At 67.9% G+C, this 16,528-nt stretch carries 16 protein-coding genes; 2 read left to right on the top strand and 14 right to left on the bottom strand.

The window, feature by feature from the left end:
- Positions 1-136 precede the first annotated feature (136 nt).
- Together hslV and hslU are read left to right on the top strand one after the other, a co-directional pair.
- Positions 137-682, top strand: coding sequence for an ATP-dependent protease subunit HslV (gene hslV, locus Q0S71_RS25870; RefSeq protein WP_296002148.1), 546 nt, complete (start codon positions 137-139; stop codon positions 680-682).
- 5 nt (positions 683-687) lie between these two features.
- A complete protein-coding gene (gene hslU / locus Q0S71_RS25875) occupies positions 688-2,040 on the top strand; it encodes an ATP-dependent protease ATPase subunit HslU (RefSeq protein ID WP_296002151.1) in 1,353 nt (450 codons plus the stop codon).
- Between the two features lie 15 nt (positions 2,041-2,055).
- On the opposite strand, the gene Q0S71_RS25880 is transcribed toward hslU, so the two are convergent.
- From Q0S71_RS25880 to Q0S71_RS25945, 14 genes are all read right to left on the bottom strand, one after another.
- Positions 2,056-2,670 (bottom strand): type II secretion system protein N, encoded by a 615-nt coding sequence (locus Q0S71_RS25880; protein WP_296002154.1) that lies wholly within the window; start codon positions 2,668-2,670, stop codon positions 2,056-2,058.
- A gap of 35 nt (positions 2,671-2,705) precedes the next feature.
- Positions 2,706-3,926 (bottom strand): type II secretion system inner membrane protein GspF, encoded by a 1,221-nt coding sequence (gene gspF, locus Q0S71_RS25885; protein ID WP_296002156.1) that lies wholly within the window; start codon positions 3,924-3,926, stop codon positions 2,706-2,708.
- Positions 3,927-3,941: 15 nt separating this feature from the next.
- Entirely contained in the window at positions 3,942-5,366 is a 1,425-nt protein-coding gene (gene gspE, locus Q0S71_RS25890; protein WP_296002161.1) for a type II secretion system ATPase GspE, read from the bottom strand.
- Positions 5,367-5,387: 21 nt separating this feature from the next.
- Entirely contained in the window at positions 5,388-7,667 is a 2,280-nt protein-coding gene (gspD, locus tag Q0S71_RS25895; protein ID WP_296002163.1) for a type II secretion system secretin GspD, read from the bottom strand.
- The gene (locus Q0S71_RS25900) at positions 7,667-8,440 is read right to left on the bottom strand and encodes a type II secretion system protein N (RefSeq protein WP_296002166.1); all 774 of its coding nucleotides are present in this window, start codon (positions 8,438-8,440) and stop codon (positions 7,667-7,669) included. The genes gspD and Q0S71_RS25900 overlap by 1 nt, the downstream gene beginning before the upstream one ends.
- Positions 8,441-8,495: 55 nt before the next feature.
- On the bottom strand, positions 8,496-9,011 hold the full coding sequence (gspM, locus tag Q0S71_RS25905; protein WP_296002169.1) for a type II secretion system protein M: 516 nt from the start codon (positions 9,009-9,011) through the stop codon (positions 8,496-8,498).
- Entirely contained in the window at positions 9,008-10,261 is a 1,254-nt protein-coding gene (gspL, locus tag Q0S71_RS25910) for a type II secretion system protein GspL (RefSeq protein WP_296002171.1), read from the bottom strand. Before gspL ends, gspM begins: the two co-directional genes overlap by 4 nt.
- 27 nt (positions 10,262-10,288) lie before the next feature.
- Positions 10,289-11,281, bottom strand: coding sequence for a type II secretion system minor pseudopilin GspK (gene gspK / locus Q0S71_RS25915; protein ID WP_296002173.1), 993 nt, complete (start codon positions 11,279-11,281; stop codon positions 10,289-10,291).
- The gene (locus tag Q0S71_RS25920; RefSeq protein WP_296002176.1) at positions 11,278-11,943 is read right to left on the bottom strand and encodes a prepilin-type N-terminal cleavage/methylation domain-containing protein; all 666 of its coding nucleotides are present in this window, start codon (positions 11,941-11,943) and stop codon (positions 11,278-11,280) included. Before Q0S71_RS25920 ends, gspK begins: the two co-directional genes overlap by 4 nt.
- Positions 11,940-12,338, bottom strand: coding sequence for a type II secretion system minor pseudopilin GspI (gene gspI, locus Q0S71_RS25925; RefSeq protein ID WP_296002179.1), 399 nt, complete (start codon positions 12,336-12,338; stop codon positions 11,940-11,942). The genes Q0S71_RS25920 and gspI overlap by 4 nt, the downstream gene beginning before the upstream one ends.
- A gap of 13 nt (positions 12,339-12,351) precedes the next feature.
- Positions 12,352-12,810 (bottom strand): type II secretion system minor pseudopilin GspH, encoded by a 459-nt coding sequence (gene gspH / locus Q0S71_RS25930; RefSeq protein WP_296002303.1) that lies wholly within the window; start codon positions 12,808-12,810, stop codon positions 12,352-12,354.
- Positions 12,811-12,825: 15 nt separating this feature from the next.
- Positions 12,826-13,278, bottom strand: a complete 453-nt coding sequence (gene gspG / locus Q0S71_RS25935) for a type II secretion system major pseudopilin GspG (RefSeq protein WP_296002180.1) — start codon at positions 13,276-13,278, stop codon at positions 12,826-12,828.
- A gap of 207 nt (positions 13,279-13,485) precedes the next feature.
- A complete protein-coding gene (locus Q0S71_RS25940; protein WP_296002182.1) occupies positions 13,486-15,618 on the bottom strand; it encodes an amidohydrolase family protein in 2,133 nt (710 codons plus the stop codon).
- Positions 15,619-15,706: 88 nt separating this feature from the next.
- A complete protein-coding gene (locus Q0S71_RS25945; protein WP_296002186.1) occupies positions 15,707-16,459 on the bottom strand; it encodes a molybdopterin-synthase adenylyltransferase MoeB in 753 nt (250 codons plus the stop codon).
- Between the last annotated feature and the right edge of the window lie 69 nt (positions 16,460-16,528).

Genomic DNA, 16,528 nt, shown 5'->3' on the forward strand with positions numbered 1-16,528 from the left:
CGATACGCAGCCGACCCCGACGTCGCGCGGCACGCGGCACGCGGCACGCGGCACGCCTTCCAGCATCTTGTAATCGCCCGTCCCAGCCCCACTATTTGATCTTGCACCCGCCGCATCCTCACCACGAGAGCTCATCATGGAACAATTTCACGGCACCACCATCCTGTGCGTGCGGCGCGGCAAGCAAGTCGCGCTGGGCGGCGACGGCCAGGTCACACTCGGCAATATCGTCATGAAAGGCACGGCCCGCAAGGTGCGCAAGCTGTACCAGGGCAAGGTCCTGGTCGGCTTCGCCGGCGGCACGGCCGACGCCTTCACCCTGCTCGACCGCTTCGAGGGCAAGCTCGAGAAACACCAGGGCAATCTGCTGCGCGCCTCGGTCGAGCTGGCCAAGGACTGGCGGACCGACCGCGTGCTGCGCCGCCTGGAGGCGATGCTGCTGGTGGCCGACAGCGAGTCGACCCTGGTCATCACCGGCAACGGCGACGTGCTCGAACCGGAAGACGGCATCGGCGCCATCGGCTCCGGCGGCACCTACGCCCAGTCGGCGGCCAAGGCCTTGCAGGAAAACACGGAACTGACGCCGGCTGAAATCGTCAAGAAATCGCTGACGATCGCCGCCGAACTGTGCATCTACACCAATATGTCGCACATCATCGAAACGCTGGATCAAGCCGGATGACCGCCATGAATATGACCCCCCAGGAAATCGTCGGAGAACTCGACAAACACGTCGTCGGCCAGGCTAAGGCCAAGCGCGCCGTCGCCATCGCCTTGCGCAACCGCTGGCGCCGGCAGCAGGTGGAGGAACCGCTGCGCCATGAAATCACGCCGAAAAACATCTTGATGATAGGCCCCACCGGCGTCGGCAAGACCGAGATCGCGCGCCGCCTGGCCAAGCTGGCCGGCGCGCCCTTCATCAAGATCGAGGCCACCAAGTTCACCGAAGTGGGCTACGTCGGCCGCGACGTCGACACCATCATCCGCGACTTGATCGACATCGGCGTCAAGCAGACGCGCTCGGCCGAGATGGCCAAGGTGCGCGCCCGCGCCGAGGACGCGGCCGAAGACCGCGTCATCGACATCCTGGTGCCGCCGGCGCGCGACTTCGGCTTCCACCCGCCGTCCGCCGGGGCCGCCGCCGACGGCGGCGCCCAGCCCGGCGACAGCACCCGCCAAACCTTCCGCAAGCGCCTGCGGCAGGGCGAGCTGGACGACAAGGAAATCGAGATCGAGCTGGCCGACGCCGGCCCGCAAATGGAAATCATGGCCCCGCCCGGCATGGAGGAAATGACGGAGCAGATCAAGTCCATGTTCTCCGGCATCGGCGGCGCGCGCAAAAAGGCGCGCAAGGTCAAGATCAAGGAGGCGATGAAACTGCTGGTCGACGAAGAGGCGGCCAAGCTCATCAACGAAGACGAGATGAAGCAGAAAGCCATCCAGAACGTCGAGCAGAACGGCATCGTCTTCCTCGACGAGATCGACAAGATCGCCTCGCGCTCGGAAACCGGCGGCGCCGACGTCTCGCGCGCCGGCGTGCAGCGCGACCTGCTGCCGCTGGTCGAGGGCACGACCGTCAACACCAAATACGGCATGATACGCACCGACCACATCCTGTTCATCGCGTCCGGCGCCTTCCACCTGGCCAAGCCCTCGGACCTGATCCCGGAACTGCAGGGCCGCTTCCCGATCCGGGTCGAACTCGAATCGCTGGCGATCGCCGACTTCGAGCGCATCCTCACCAGCACCGACGCCTGCCTCACCAAGCAGTACGAGGCGCTGCTGGCGACCGAGAACGTGACCATCGCCTTCGCGCCCGACGGCATCCACCGCCTCGCCGAAATCGCGTTCTCGGTCAACGAGCGCACCGAAAACATCGGCGCGCGCCGGCTCTACACGGTGATGGAAAAGCTGCTGGAAGAAGTGTCGTTCACTGCCAGCGAAACGGGCGGCCAGACCATCGCCATCGACGCCGCCTACGTCAACGCCAAGCTCGATGCGCTGGCCGTCAACGAAGACCTGTCGCGCTACGTGTTGTAGGGGGCCGGCCGGCGCTCAGCGCCGGTCCGGGCCCTGCGGCGGCGCCACGCCATCGGTGCGCGGCAGTTGCGCGCCCATGGTCATCGTCGAATTGACCGGCCCCGTATAGGGCTGCGGCTGGCCGACGGTGCCCGGCGGCGGCGATGGCGACGGCGACGGCATTTGCGGTTGCAACTGCGCCTGCGGCATGGGCTGCGGCATCGCGCCCGGCGCCGCCATCGCGCCGGGCGCGGCGCCATCGCTGGCCAGGTCGACGCGCTTGCTCACGCCGCCCTCCGACAACATCACATACCTGGGATGGATTTCCTGCACCGTCACGCCGGACGCCACTTCGCGGCCGACCGCCAGCGCCAGCGCCGGCTTGCCGTCGACGCCGATGATGGCCGCGCTGTCGCGTCCCACGCCGGCGACGATCACGCCGCGCAGCTGATAATTGCTGACGGCGGCCGTCACGACCTGGCCGCCGAACAAGCCCTGGGCCGCCGCCACGCCCGGCTCCGGCGCGGCGACGATGGCCAGCGGCGCGATCGGCCGCTGCGCCGGCTTGAACATTTGCAGCGCCCAGTAAGCCAGCGAGGCGGCCAGCGCCGCGACGGCGACGATGGTGAAGAGGAATGGCAAACGCTTCATGGTGTCCTTGTTTGACTGACTTGCCGGCGGCGCGCTCAGCGCACCAGCTGATTGATTTCGATAATAGGCATCAGCACCGCCAGCACGATCAGCAGCACCACCACGCCCATGGCCAGGATCAGCGCCGGTTCGAGCAGGCCGGCGATGGTCAGCGTGCGCCGTTCCAGGTCCGATTCCTGGGCGGCGGCGGCGCGGTCGAGCATGGCCGGCAGCTCGCCGGTGATTTCGCCGGCCCGTATCATGTGGATCAGCATGGGCGGAAAATGCTGTTGCGCCGACAGCGCCCGCGCCAGGCTGACGCCCTCGCGCACACTGTCGCTGGCCTCGTCGACCAGCTCCTGCATCGCCACGTTCGACAGCGTGTCGCGGCTCGTTTGCAGCGCGCGCAAAATCGGCACGCCCGAACCGGTGGTGATGGCCAGCGTGCTGGCGAAGCGCGCCGTGTTCAGGCTGCGCTCGAATTTGCCGTAGATGGGGGCCGTCAGCAGCCAGGCGTGCCAGCGCCGCTTGAGCGCCGGACCTTGCAGCGCGCGCCGCCACAGATACCAGGCGCCGGCGATCAGGATGGCGGCGTAGATGCCGTCGGCGCGCACGAAGTCGGACACCGCCAGCATCACCGTCGTCAGCAGCGGCAGCTTTTGCTTGGTGGTCGCGAACACGGAGACGATCTGCGGCACCACGTAGGTGAGCAGGAAAATCACGATCGCGAAGGCCACCACCGTGACGATGGCCGGATAGGTGAACGCCAGCTTGACCTTTTGCACCAGCGCGTTGCGGCGCTCGATGTAGTCGGCCAGCCGTGACAGCACGCGCGACAGATGGCCGATCTGCTCACCCGACGCCACCAGCGCGCGGTAGATGTCGGCGAAGTCGCGCGGGTGGCGCGACAGCGCGTCCGACAGCGCGGCGCCGCCGATGACTTCCGAGCGGATCGACGCGATCAGGTCGCGCACGTACACGCGCTCGGCCTGTTCCAGCAGCGCGGTGAAGGCCTGCTCCAGCGGCAGGCCGGCCTCCAACAAGCTGGCCAGCTGGCGCGTGAACAGCGCCAGCTCGGTGGTCGACAGCTTGTCGCCGAAGGCGCGGCTGCGGGCCACGCCGGCCGCGTCGAGCTGGGCGGCGATGGCGTCGACCTTCAGCGGCGTCAAGCCCTGGGTGCGCAGGTCCGAGCGCGCCGAGCGGGCGTTGTCGGCATTGAGGACGCCCTTGCGGGTGGCGCCGCCGGCGTCGACGGCTTCGTAGCGGAATGCTGGCATGGTCTGGCGTCTTCCCTAGTCTTCTTTGGTCACGCGCAGCAGCTCGGCCTGGGTGGTCACGCCCTCGCGCAGCCAGCGTTCGCCGTCCTCGCGCATGGTCTGCATACCGCTCTTGAGCGCCGCCGCCTTGACGTCCGCCTCGGAGGCGCGGTTGTGGATCTGGGCGCGGATCTGCTCCGTCGTCGTCAACAGTTCGTAGACGCCGACCCGGCCCTGGTAGCCGGTCTGGCCGCAATGCTCGCAGCCGACCGCGTGCCACAGCGCGCCGTCGTAGCGCTTGCAGTTGCCGCACAATTTGCGCACCAGCCGCTGCGCCAGCACGCCGAGCAGCGACGACGACAGCAGGAACGGTTCGATGCCCATGTCGAGCAGGCGCGTGACGGCGGCGGCGGCGTCGTTGGTGTGCAGGGTCGCCAGCACCAGGTGGCCGGTCAGCGAGGCCTGCACCGCGATCTGCGCCGTTTCCAGGTCGCGGATCTCGCCTATCATGATGACGTCCGGGTCCTGCCGCAAGATGGCCCGCAGCGCTTTCGCGAACGTCATGTCGATGCGCGCGTTGACCTGGGTCTGGCCGACGCCGGCCAGGTCGTATTCGATCGGGTCTTCCACCGTCAGGATGTTGGTGGTGGTGGCGTTGAGCAGCGACAGCGCGGCGTACAGCGTGGTGGTCTTGCCGGAGCCGGTCGGACCGGTCACCAGCACGATGCCGTGCGGCTGGTTGATCAGCGCGTCGAAGCGCGGCAGCATCTGCTCGCTCATGCCCAGGTGCTGCAAGTCGAGGCGGCCGGCCTCCTTGTCGAGCAAACGCAAGACCGCGCGTTCGCCGTGGCCGGTCGGCAGCGTCGACACGCGCACGTCCACCGGCTTGCCGCCGATGCGCAGCGTGATGCGGCCATCCTGCGGCAGGCGCTTTTCGGCGATGTCGAGCTGCGCCATGATCTTGATGCGCGAGATCAGCGAACCGTGGATGGCCTTGCGCGGCCGGACGATGTCGCGCAGGCTGCCGTCGATGCGGAAGCGCACCACCGAGGTCTGCTCGAAGGGCTCGATGTGGATGTCGGACGCGCTGTCGCGCAGCGCCTGCGTCAGCAGCGCGTTGATCATGCGGATCACCGGCGCGTCGTCGCTCGATTCGAGCAAGTCCTCGATGGCCGGCACGTCCTGCAGCAGCTTGGTCAGATCGAGGTTGGCGTCGAATTCGTCGGCCACCATCGAGGCGTTGCCGCCGGCGCCGGCGTAGGCGGCGGCGATGGCCGCCTCCAGCTCGGCGCGCGGCATGGACTTGAGCTGGATGCGGCCGAAGCGGCGCGACACTTCGGCGATCGCGGCCGGCGCCGTGGCGCTCGAGACCAGGATGTCGACCGTGTTCTCGGCGCTGTCGCTGGGCTGCGCCAGCACGACGAAGTCGCGCGCGAAGGCGTAAGGTAAAAGGTTACTCATGGCGGTTACGCGGCTCCGTCATCAGTGTTCGATGGCCGACGGCGTCGGCGTCGACGGCAGGGCCTCGCCCGGCGCCTGCGACGGCAAGGGCTGCGGCGCCGGCGGCAGCGGGCGCGCCACCGTGGCGCCCAACGGCTGGCCGTTGGCCAGCGCCGGCAGCAGCGGCTGGCCGAAGTTCGTCACCAGCGCGCTGTTCTCGGGCTGGTCCGCCTGCTGCATGCCGCGCATATAGTCGTAGCGGTCGGCCGACAGGCTGGTGCTCTGCTCCTTGGTGCGCACGATCACGGGCCGCAGGAACACCATCAGATTGGTTTTGCTGCGCGAGCGTTTCTGATACTTGAACAAGCCGCCGATGATGGGCAGGTCGGCCAGGCCGCGCACCTTGTCGACGTTGTCGCCGGTGCTGTCCTGGATCAGGCCACCGAGCACGATGATCTGGCCGTCGTCGGCCACCACATTGTTCTCGATGACGCGGCTGTTCAGGGTGATGCCGGCGGTCGCGTTCAGCGTCGACTGGTCCACCGTCGACGTCTCGTGATAGATCGCCATCTTGATGGTGCCGCCCTCGGAAATTTGCGGCCGCACCTTCAGCGTCAGGCCGACGTCCTTGCGGTCGATGGTCTGGAAGGGATTGGTCGCGGTGCCGGCGGTGCTGGTGAACTGGCCGGTCAGGATAGGCACGTTCTGGCCGACGCGGATGGTCGCCACTTCGTTGTCGAGCGTGATGAGATTCGGCGTCGACAGGATGTTGGTGTTGCCGTCCGATTCGAGCGAGTGGGCGATCGCGCCCAGGCCGATCTTGTTGAACACGCCGATCGACAAGCCGTCGCCGGGCAGCACGGCGCCCTTGCCGGTGGCCAGCGCCGTCAGGCTGTTGTTGGTGCCGCCGGTGGAAAACGACTGCAGGGTGCCGATGCGGTAATTGCTGCTGCTGCTGCCGCTGGCGCCCAGCCACTGCACGCCGAATTCGGAGGCCTTGTCGGACGTGACTTCGACGATCAGCGCTTCGATATAGACTTCGGCGCGGCGCTGGTCGAGCTGGTCGATGACCACGCGCAGATTGCGGTAGACCGATTCCGGCGCCGTGATGATGAGCGAGTTGGTCGACGCGTCGGCCTGGATGAAACCGGCCGAGCCGCTGCCGCCGGCGCTGTTCTGCTGGCCGCTGGAGGACGCGTTGAGCAGCGGATTGGTGGCGCCGCCGCCGATGCCGGTGCCGCTTTGCGCGCCGCCGCCGTTGGCGCCCGACTGGCCGTTGCCGCCGTTGCTGGAACCGAGGCCGTTGGCGCCGCCGCTGTTGTTGCCGGTGCCGCCGCCGCCCTGCTGGCTGTTGGCCGAGGCGTCGTTCGAGACGACGGCGCGCAGCGTCTGCGCCAGCTTGACCGCTTCGGCGTTTTTCAGATAGACCACGTGCACATTGCCCGGCTGCGCGGTCGGCTGATCGAGCTTGGCGATCAGCGACTTGGCCAGGTTGGCGCGCGCCAGCGACGGCGCGCGCAGCAGCAGCGCGTTGGTGCGCGGATCGGCCATCACGCTGAGGCGGTCGGCGCCGACCCCGGCGGCGCCGGCGCCGCCACCCGGTTCGAGCAGCTTGTTGACCAGCGAGGCCAGGTCGCTGGCGATGGCGTAGCGCACCGGGATCACGTCGACGTCGCTGGCGGCCGGCGCGTCGAGGGCGGCGATGATCTTGGCCAGGCGGTTCAGGTTATCGGCGTAGTCGGTGATGACGACGGTGTTGTTGCCGGGGTTGGCGTTGATGGTATTGTTGGGCGAAATCAGCGGCCGCAATACCGTCACGACGTTGGCGGCCGCCTCGAAGTTCAGGTGGAACACCTGGCTGACCACCTGGTCGCCCTTGATGCCGGTGGGCGCGGAGCCGACCTGGATCGGGCCCGATTGCAGCTTCGCCTCCGCTTCCGGCACCACCTTGGTGTAGCCGTCGGCGCTGACGACGGCGAAGCCCTGCAAGCGCAGCGCGGACGTCAGCAGCTGGAAGGCCTGCGACTTGCTGATCGATTTTTCCGACACCAGCGTCAGCGTGCCCTTGACGCGCGGGTCGATGACGAAGGTGATGTTGGTGTAGTGGCCGACCGCCTTGATGACGGACTCGATGTCGGCGCCGACGAAGTTCAGCGCGGCCTGGTCGCCGGTGTCGGCGGCGTCGGCGCGGTCGGCCCTGGCCGGTTTGGCCAGCAGCGGCGCCGACGCGGACAGCCCGGCCACCGCGCAGCACAACATGGCGCCCGCGCTCACACGGCGCAGTGCGGGAAGATCAAGCTTGCTGATAAACTGTTTTTTCATTATCTGAACTCTAACGCGATGATGTTTTTGTCGCTACCGGAACGGCGCTGGCCCAGCAAATTCAATAGATTGGCCAACGTCTCTTCATATCCCTCTGCCGCCTGCGCCTGTCCCGAAAACTGGACCCGGCCATGCTGCAAGCTCCCTGTGCCGCTCAATAACAGCGGCCCCTTTTGCGAACTCAAATTCAGTTGCGCTTGTTGTCCATGCCAGTCCAGCGCCAGCGCGTAACTGCCCAGCGGACGCACCGCCGACAGGGTCGACGCCATGTCCGTCATCTCCAGCGTGGTGCGGCCGTTGACGGCGACCGTGCGGTCGGCCAGCGCCAGCTCCAGCGTGGTCCACGACAGCCGCATGGCGCCGGTCGGCGCCACCGTGTTGAGGGGTGCGCCCAGGCCGGCCAGGCCCTCGGCCGGCAGCAGCAGCGCCGACGGACTCAGTTGCCACTGGCTCCAGCTGCCGCGGAAGGTCACCGGCTGCGCCAGCGCGTCCGGGTTTTCCAGCCGCAGGTCGACCATGCCGAACAGCGACAGCGGCGACACCCGCCACGCGAAACGGCCCGGCAGCAGCGGCGTGACGGGACCGTCGCCGCTGGCCGCGCCGCCGACGAAGGCCGAACCGCGCCACAGCGTACCTTGGGCGTCGCCCAGCGTCAAACGGCCGCCCGTCTTTTGCTCGACCAGCGCCGCCAGCCAGCTGGCCGGCGCGCACACCAGCAGCGTCGCCGCCACCACCGCGACGATCAGCAGCAACCATAGCATGGCGCGCTTCACCGGCCGCCCTTTATCTGCGGCGTGGTTTGCGCCAGCGGCGCAGCGGCCCGCATGCTCATCGCGCCGCGCCCTGGTGCAGCGTCAGCGCGGCGTCGACCATGCCGGCCGTGTCCTGCGCGGTGATGGTGGCATCGAGCACGTCGACATGGCTGTCGCGGCGCTGCGCGTCGAGCCAGGCGATCAGGCCGGAGAACGGCACGCCCTTCAATTGCAGCTTGGCGTATTCGCCCGTCATGGCCAGCGATTGCGCGGTCAGGCCGCTCGCTTTCAGGCTGTCGGCGACGCTGTCGTGCGTCATCGGCGGCGGCGTGACGGCCGGCTGGGCTTTCAGCGCGCCGGCCTGCAAGGCCAGCGCCTGCAATTCGGCGGCCTGCTGGCGCAGCGTCGGCAGATCCTTGCGCAGCTGCTCGCGGCCGTCGAGCGCCGGCGCGATCAACACACCATAGGCCAGCAGCACGCCGAGCAGCGCGCCGCCGACGCCGAGGAAGCGGCGCTCCTGCTCCGTGCGCGCCTGCCAGAAGGCGGCGCCGTTGTCGCGCAGCTGCTGTCGCATCGTGGAAAATTGACTCATGATTTGCTCCCGGTCGCGGCCAGCGTGATGCGCCAGGTGCCCGGCGTCGCCTCGCCCAGGTCCAGATGGCGGGCCGCCAGCGCCGCCTTGATCCGGCCCATCGCGGCCGCATCGACCATATTCGGTTTGATCTTCACCACCAGCGCGCGCTCGCGGTATTCGAGCGTGGCGATGACGTCCTTGCGCGGCAGGACGCTGAGCGCCTCGCCCAGCGCGGCGCTCAGCGACGTGAATTCGTCGGGGCCGACCTGGCCGCCGCTGACGCGGGCCACGGCGATATTCTTGCGCATCTGCGCGGCCGGATCGAGGATCACGGTTTCATTCGGATAGGCGGCCTTGAAGGTCTGCTTCATCGCCGCGCGCACATCGGCCGCTTCGTGCTTCAGGTGCAGCCACTCGGCGTTGATGCCGACGATATTGACCAGCAGCGCCAGCGCCGCGATCCGCACCGGCCAGCGCCAGCGCTGCCACTGGCGCGCGCCGGCGCCGCTGGCGCCGAGCGCCGGCACCAGGTCGAGCGCAGTCGATTTCGACGCCGAGATCCAGTGCGCCCAGTGATCCTCGACCAGGGTGATGGCGGACAGGCCGGCATCGGCGGCGACCAGCGCCGCGTACTGCGGCATCTGCGCGGCCGGCAGGTAGAGGCTGACCGGCGCCTCGCCGGCGCCGGTCATTGCGCGCAGCGTGTGCAGCGCCGCTTCCGGCTGGGCCGACAGCGCCAGGCCGAGACCCTCGTACTGCGACTGGCGCAGCGCCAGTTCCAGGCCGTGGTCGCCGGCGCTGAGCGCGGCCGACACGCTGCCCGGCTGGAACGGCAGGCACAATTGCGCCGGCAGCGCGGACACGCCGTGCGCGCCCTGCGCCAGCAGCGCCTTGACCAGCACTTCCAGCCACGCGCGCTGCACCACGGCGACGCTACGCATGCCGTCGGCGCCCGGCGCCGGCGCGGCCGCCATCACGCTGTCGGCGATGTCGCCCAGGATCTGGTCTTCCACCAGGTTGGGCAGCGCGGCCTTCAGGCGCGCCGCCGACAGCGGCGGCACCTTCACCCGTAGCAGCGTGACGTCGGAAGCGGCCAGCAACAGCACCACGCGGCGCGCCGACGCGATCAGGTCGCCCAGGTTGCCGAGCGCGGACACGCCCTGCTGCAACAGCTGGCCGCCATCGCCGGCCAGCGCGTAGGGACACGCCGGCGCGGCGCCGCCGATGGCGCCCGCGCGGGCCGGGTAGCGAATGTAAAGAGTCGTCAAAGGTTCTCGCTTTCGTTGATAGCCATGCTAATTTTCGCGTATCCAGACCAAGCTGGTTTTAAAGGTCAGCGGATCACGTTTTATCAGCGCCTGCGAATCGAGCGCGGCGCGGTCCAGCCGCACGCGGCTGAACACCAGAAAATAATTCGTCTTGGTCACCACGCCCACGATCGGCGTCTTGCCCTGCCCCAGTTGCGCCGTGAAGTTGCTCGCATCACGGTAGGGTATCCGCTTGCGGTTGTTGACCAGCGTGGTGCCGTCGGACAGCGAATAACCGGGCACCAGCGCCGCCAGCAGTTCGGCCGGCGCCGTGTTCACATTCACCGGCAGGCGCTCCGGCAGCACGATGACGAAATCGCGCAGCTGCTCGATGGCCTGCGGCGTGAAGCCGGCCACCGTCAGCAAATCCTCCACCCGCAGCATCGCCATCGGCTCGGCGCCGTCGCCGCCACCGCTGCCTGCGGGGGGCTTGAGCTGTGCTCCGCCATCCGTCTGCGCCGACGCCAGCTGGCTGCGCGCCACTTCGTCCGCCACCTTCTGCGCCAGCGACGGATCGAGATGGATATTTTCCAGCAGGCGGCCGAACACCTGCACCTGCGGGGCGCTGGTGCTCTTGCCGTCGGCCAGATCGGCGAGATTGTAACGCGCCTGGGCATCGGTAATCTGGCCCGACAGCGTCGCATCGAATTTTTCGCCTTCGACCCGTTCGCGTTCGACGTAATCGTCGAGCCGCGTCTCGGCCAGCGGCGTGGCCCAGATGCCGTTGGCGGCCGTGTAAGCGGTATCGCGGCCATCCTGGGCCAGTATCAGGCCGGCCCAATCGAGGGCGCCGCGCACGATCCACTCGGTCTGCAAATGCAGGCGCTGGTTTTCCATCGAGCGCACCTGCACCTGCTGCTGCCAGAACAGGCTGGTGACGATGGTCACGGCCAGTGTCGTCAGCAGCAGCGCCGTGATGATGGCGACGCCGCGCTGGCTTTGGGGGAAGGGGCGGCGGCGCGCCGGGGCGGACGATTTCATACCGCGCCCAGTAAAAAGACTTTTATCAGGCTGGCGTTCTGGCCGGCCAGCCGCAGCGACACTTCCAGGCCGGTCGGCCCGGTCACGATGGAGGTCAGCAGCGGCGACGGCGGCGGCGCCGACTGGTTGGCGTTGGCGGCGGACTGCCAGCCGTTGTTCTGCCAGATCCGCATCGTCAGCGAGTCGACGCCCGATTGCAGCGCCACGCTGGCGGCCGGATCGGCGTCGCCCAGCGCCGCCTGCCACAGTGCGCTCAGCTGCACCAGGTCGCGCGTGGCGGCCGACTCGCGCCGCACCAGCACGCCGTCGCGCAGGCGGTAGGACACCACCTGCAGGCGCGAAGGCTCGTTCTCCGCCAGCGAGGTGCGCACCAGCGTGATGCGGCCGTCCAGCGCCTGCAGGTTGACGCGGCCGTGCAGCTGGGCCGTCGTCGCCAACTGTTCGAGATCGTTCTGCATCTGCGCGAACGCCAGTTGCAGGCCGCGGGTCTGTTCCATCTGCGCCGTCAGCGCGGCGCGCGAGCGGATGATGCCATCGAGCCCGCGCCAGCCCAGCACCGCGACGATGGCCAGGATGCTGATCGCCACCAGCAGCTCGATCAGCGTGAAGCCGCGCCGGCGGCGTGGCGGTGCGGGGTGGCGTTTGGCGTGGCGGCGCGTCATTGGTTCAGCACCAGTTGCACCAGCTTGATGATGCGGCGCTGGGGTTGCGCCTGATCGTAGACGCTGACCTCGACCCGGCGCAGGCGCGGGTTCGGGCTGGCGATGACTTCCTGTTCGCACGTCAGTTGCAGCTCGCCCTGCGGACAGTCGAACGATTGCTTGCCGACGGCCGGGAATTCCTTGGCCAGGCGGATTTGCACCAGCCGGTTTTCGGCCGACCACGACGCCATCATCGCGCTGCGCAAGCCGGCGCTGTTCTGGGTCAGGCTGCCGACCGCGCGCAGCGCCGCGCCGAGCGCGATCAGCACGATGAACAGCGCCACCAGCACTTCGAGCAGCGTGAAGCCGCGCGCGCGCGCCGGGCGATGCATCGGAAAGGAAGAGGAGGAGCGCATCGTCGGTTCAGCCTCAGTCGACCGTGAAGTGGCCGATGCCGTCGGCATGGACGGCGACGCTGCCGCCGCCGCCCGTCAACGTCAGCACGAAGGGCTTGTCGACCGGTTCGCGGCCGAAGACGATGCGCAGGCCGCCGTTTTGCACGCTGGGCTGCGGATCGAGCAGCAAGGTCAGTGGCGCGTTCTTGAACGGCCGTTCGCGCAGCAGGTCGTCGCCGGTCACCGGTTGCCACTGCTGTTCGTTGCGGACCATGAAATGATAGCCTTCCGGCTGCGCCTCGAACGCGATCGGCCGGTTGCGCACGATGGCCTCGTCGCGCGCCAGTTGCAGCAGCAGCGCGATGCGCTGCGCTTCCTGCTGCATCGATTGCTGCTGGTTCGGCAGCGCGTTGAGCGTGACGGTGCCCAGCACGACGCCGACGATGACCAGCACCACCAGCAATTCGAGCAGCGTGAAGCCGGCGTTGCGCATGGCCGTCACGCCGGCCTAGTTATCCCAGGAGCCGATGTCGGCATCGTCGCCGCTGCCGCCGGGCTGGTTGTCGGCGCCCAGCGAGAAGACGTCGACTTCGCCGTGGATGCCGGGCGACAGATACTGGTAGGGATTGCCCCAAGGGTCCTTGGGCAGCTTGTCGAGGTAGCCGCCGGCCTTCCAGCCCTTGGCTTCGGGGCCGGTGGTCGGCTGGGTCAACAGCGCCTGCAAGCCCTGCTCGGTGGTCGGGTAGCGCTGGTTATCGAGCTTGTACAGTTTCAGCGACTGCATCACGGTGGCGATGTCCACTTTGGCGGCGGCCACTTTGGCTTCGCCCGTGCGGCCTATCAGTTTCGGCACCACCAGCGCGGCCAGCACGCCCATGATGACGACCACCACCATGATCTCGATGAGGGTGAAGCCGCGCGCCAGGTGGCGGCGGATCGAACGGTGCGATGCTGTTTGCATAAGAAGACGTAAAAGAATAAGAGTGCAGAGTATAAGGCCGAATCGGCGCCCCAGCAAAAACGGCGCGCCCCGAAAGACGCTAATTCAGCGTAAATAAACAGACTTAGGCCAGGCTTAGCGAGCCGGCCGGTGCCCACGCGCTGAAATCGGGGTCAAGGCCGGGGGCGGCGACCCACGGCGGCCCCACGCCGACGGCCCTCATCCATTTCAATCGCGCTTGCGGGCCAGCGCCGACACGCGCGACAAGGCGCCGTCGTTGCTGCCGGCGTGGTTGGTCGACACCGGCTCGAGCGCTTTCAGCGCCGGCACGTCGCTGACGAACGGCGCGATGCCGTAGGCGACGTCGATCTCGCTCGGGTAAATCAGGTAGCCGCGCGTGATGACCGCCGCCACCTTGCGGATGTCGCCGATATGTTTGGTCGGGTCGCCGTCGACCAGCACCAGGTCGGCCAGCTTGCCGACCGAAACGCTGCCGCGGTCATTGCTGGTGCGGGTATAGCGCGCGCCATTGCGGGTCGCCACTTGCAGCGCCTGCGATGGCGTCAGCCCGGCCTTGACCAGCATTTCCAACTCGGCCTGCAAGGTGAAGCCGGCCAGTTCGTCGGTGCCGGCCACCAGCGGCACGCCGGCGCGGTACATGATGCCGACGAACTGCACCATCTTGGCGTAGGATTTTTCATAGCGCTTGAGGGTGGCGTCGTCGTCGATCTTCATGGTGCCGACCGAGAAGCCGCGCTTGACGTCCGGCGGCATGTGGTCGGCGATGGCGGCGAAGGGTTCGTTCATGTCGCCGTCCTTCTGCTTGAGGAAGGCGAAGGTGGCCAGCGTGGAGTCGATCGAGATCTGCTTCTTCGCCAGTTCGGCGACGAAGGCCTTGACCGGCTTGGAATTGAAATCGAGGTCGGCCACTTTTTCAGCCGGCAGGATGAAGCGTTGCAGCGTGCGGGTGTCGGTGTCGGGCTGCATGACGAAGTTCAGCATGACCTGGTTGATGTGCTGGATTTCGTCGTAGCCGGCGTCGAGCGCCTGCTGCGCGCGCAGGCCGGCCGGGATGTGGCCGGACACGCGCATGCCGCGGCTGTGCGCATAGGCCACGGTCTCCTTCAGGATCGCTTTCGGGAAGGAGTTATAAATCTTCAGCTGCGGATAACCATGTTCGGCGTACCAGTCGATGGCGTTCTTGGCCTGCGGCAGCGTCGAGATGACGAAGCCGCCGTTCGACGAGAACGGGCTCTCGCCCTCGAGGAAACCGGCCGGCACCACCTGCGGCGCGAGCAGCTTGCCGGCGATGGTTTCGTCGAGCTCCATTTGCAGCTGGGCGTTGTCGTTGCCCATGTCGCGCGCGCTGGTGACGCCGGCGGCCACGTGCAGCGCGTCGGACCAGCGGTCGACGTGGGCGTGCATGTCGAACAGGCCGGGCAGCATGATGCGGCCGTTGGCGTCGATTTCGTTGACGGCGCCGCGCGACGGCGCGCCGGCCGGCACCACTTCGGTGATGCGGCCGCGCAGCACGTAGACGTCGGACAGCGCGCCGACGGTGGCCTTCTCGCTGTCGAACACGCGCGCGTTGCGGATCACGGTCAGGCCGGTCAGCGGGTGCTGGAGCTGGGCCGCGTCGTCGGACAGCAGTTTGCTTTCGGCCGCTTTCTGATGTTCGGCCAGCAGCGGCGCCACGCCCTGCCAGCCCTCCTCCAGCATCGACGCGAAGCCGGGGATGACGAGGCCGAACATGCGCGGATGCTCGCCCGTGGTGGCCCAGTAGAACGACGGCGACAGGCCGACGCCGGTCTGCGCCAGCAGCTGCACTTTCTCGGTCTTGCCGTTGGCGCTGACGTCCACCGTGTCGAGCGTGCGCTGGGCCAGCGTACCGGATGGCAGCAGCGCCAGCTTGTGGTCCGGCGCGGCGGCCAGCGCGGTGATCGAGGCCGACGCGATCTCGAAGGAGCTGTTCAGCGGTAAATACATGGCGGGGCCGGTGACGGCGGTGGCGCCGTGCTCGGAGGTCGACTTCCACAGCGCCTGGCCGTCCTTGCGCTCGAAGTGCTCGTCGACGACGGCGCCGAAGGTCGAATTGCCTTTCACCGTGTATTCGGTCATGACGCCGTCGGCGCCCATGCGGAATTGCTCCGTCAGTTCCGGGCCGCGGCCGTTGTCCTTGTAGATGAAGCGGACCTTGGTCAGGCCATCGTCCCCGCGCTCGACTTCCTGCTCGCCGATCTGTTTGCCGTTTTCGGCCACGATCAGATATTTGGTGTGGCTGGCCGCCTGCGCCGGCGCGCTGAACGCGGCGGCGACGGCAAGGGCGAGGACCAGGGGCAAGGCGGGTAGGCTGCGCATCATCGTTTTAATCTCCGAATCGGACTGGTTGGGCTGCGGTTGTGTATTTGTTATGAGTGTATCAGCACATGTAGCTGTATCAGCACATGTATCAATGACCGCCGCCGCATACCGGGCAGGCGGCGTTGCGCTCGATGCGGATGCTGGTCCATTCCATGTGCAGGCCGTCGAGCATCAGCAGGCGGCCGGCCAGCGACTGGCCGACGCCCATCAGCAGCTTGAGCGCCTCGGCCGCCTGCATCGCGCCGACCACGCCGACCAGCGGCGCGAACACGCCCATGGTGGAACAGGCCACGTCCTCGAACGGCTGGTCCGGTGGGAACAGGCAGGCGTAGCATGGCGCCGCCGCGCTGCGCGTATCGAACACGCTGACCTGGCCGTCGAAACGGATCGCGGCGCCCGACACCAGCGGCTTGCGCGCGGCGACGCAGGCGCGGTTGATGGCGTGGCGGGTGGCGAAGTTGTCGCTGCAATCGAGGACCACGTCGGACGCTGCCACCAGCGCGGCCAGGCGAGCGTCGTCGGCGCGTTCGGTCAGCGCGGTGATGGCGATGTCGGGATTGATTTGTTCGAGCGCGAGGCGCGCCGATTCGGCTTTCGGCTGGCCCACGCGCGCGGTGCTGTGGGCGATCTGGCGCTGCAGGTTGGTGAGGTCGACGACGTCGTCGTCGACCAGCGTGATGTGGCCGACGCCGGCCGACGCCAGGTACAGCGCGGCCGGCGAACCGAGGCCGCCGGCGCCGATCACCAGCGCGTGCGCGGCCAGCAGCTTTTGCTGGCCCTCGATGCCGACTTCATTGAGCAGGATGTGGCGCGAGTAGCGCAGCAGTTGGTTGTCGTTCATCGGGTGCGACGGGTTCCATATTGAGGTGCGCGCGGGTGGACTGGCAGCGGCGCCGAGATCGGGATCGGT

The organism is Rugamonas sp. (assembly GCF_025354735.1).
Lineage (GTDB): Bacteria > Pseudomonadota > Gammaproteobacteria > Burkholderiales > Burkholderiaceae_D > Rugamonas.

Excerpts from the sequence above, each read along its gene's own strand:
- gspE (WP_296002161.1), bottom strand. The coding sequence starts at position 5,366 with ATGAGTAACCTTTTACCTTACGCCTTCGCGCGCGACTTCGTCGTGCTG.
- Q0S71_RS25880 (WP_296002154.1), bottom strand. The coding sequence starts at position 2,670 with ATGAAGCGTTTGCCATTCCTCTTCACCATCGTCGCCGTCGCGGCGCTG.
- gspM (WP_296002169.1), bottom strand. The coding sequence starts at position 9,011 with ATGAGTCAATTTTCCACGATGCGACAGCAGCTGCGCGACAACGGCGCC.
- Q0S71_RS25945 (WP_296002186.1), bottom strand. The coding sequence starts at position 16,459 with ATGAACGACAACCAACTGCTGCGCTACTCGCGCCACATCCTGCTCAAT.
- gspF (WP_296002156.1), bottom strand. The coding sequence starts at position 3,926 with ATGCCAGCATTCCGCTACGAAGCCGTCGACGCCGGCGGCGCCACCCGC.
- gspG (WP_296002180.1), bottom strand. The coding sequence starts at position 13,278 with ATGCAAACAGCATCGCACCGTTCGATCCGCCGCCACCTGGCGCGCGGC.
- gspK (WP_296002173.1), bottom strand. The coding sequence starts at position 11,281 with ATGAAATCGTCCGCCCCGGCGCGCCGCCGCCCCTTCCCCCAAAGCCAG.
- gspH (WP_296002303.1), bottom strand. The coding sequence starts at position 12,810 with ATGCGCAACGCCGGCTTCACGCTGCTCGAATTGCTGGTGGTGCTGGTC.
- Q0S71_RS25940 (WP_296002182.1), bottom strand. The coding sequence starts at position 15,618 with ATGATGCGCAGCCTACCCGCCTTGCCCCTGGTCCTCGCCCTTGCCGTC.
- hslU (WP_296002151.1), top strand. The coding sequence starts at position 688 with ATGAATATGACCCCCCAGGAAATCGTCGGAGAACTCGACAAACACGTC.
- gspD (WP_296002163.1), bottom strand. The coding sequence starts at position 7,667 with ATGAAAAAACAGTTTATCAGCAAGCTTGATCTTCCCGCACTGCGCCGT.
- hslV (WP_296002148.1), top strand. The coding sequence starts at position 137 with ATGGAACAATTTCACGGCACCACCATCCTGTGCGTGCGGCGCGGCAAG.
- gspI (WP_296002179.1), bottom strand. The coding sequence starts at position 12,338 with ATGCGCTCCTCCTCTTCCTTTCCGATGCATCGCCCGGCGCGCGCGCGC.
- Q0S71_RS25920 (WP_296002176.1), bottom strand. The coding sequence starts at position 11,943 with ATGACGCGCCGCCACGCCAAACGCCACCCCGCACCGCCACGCCGCCGG.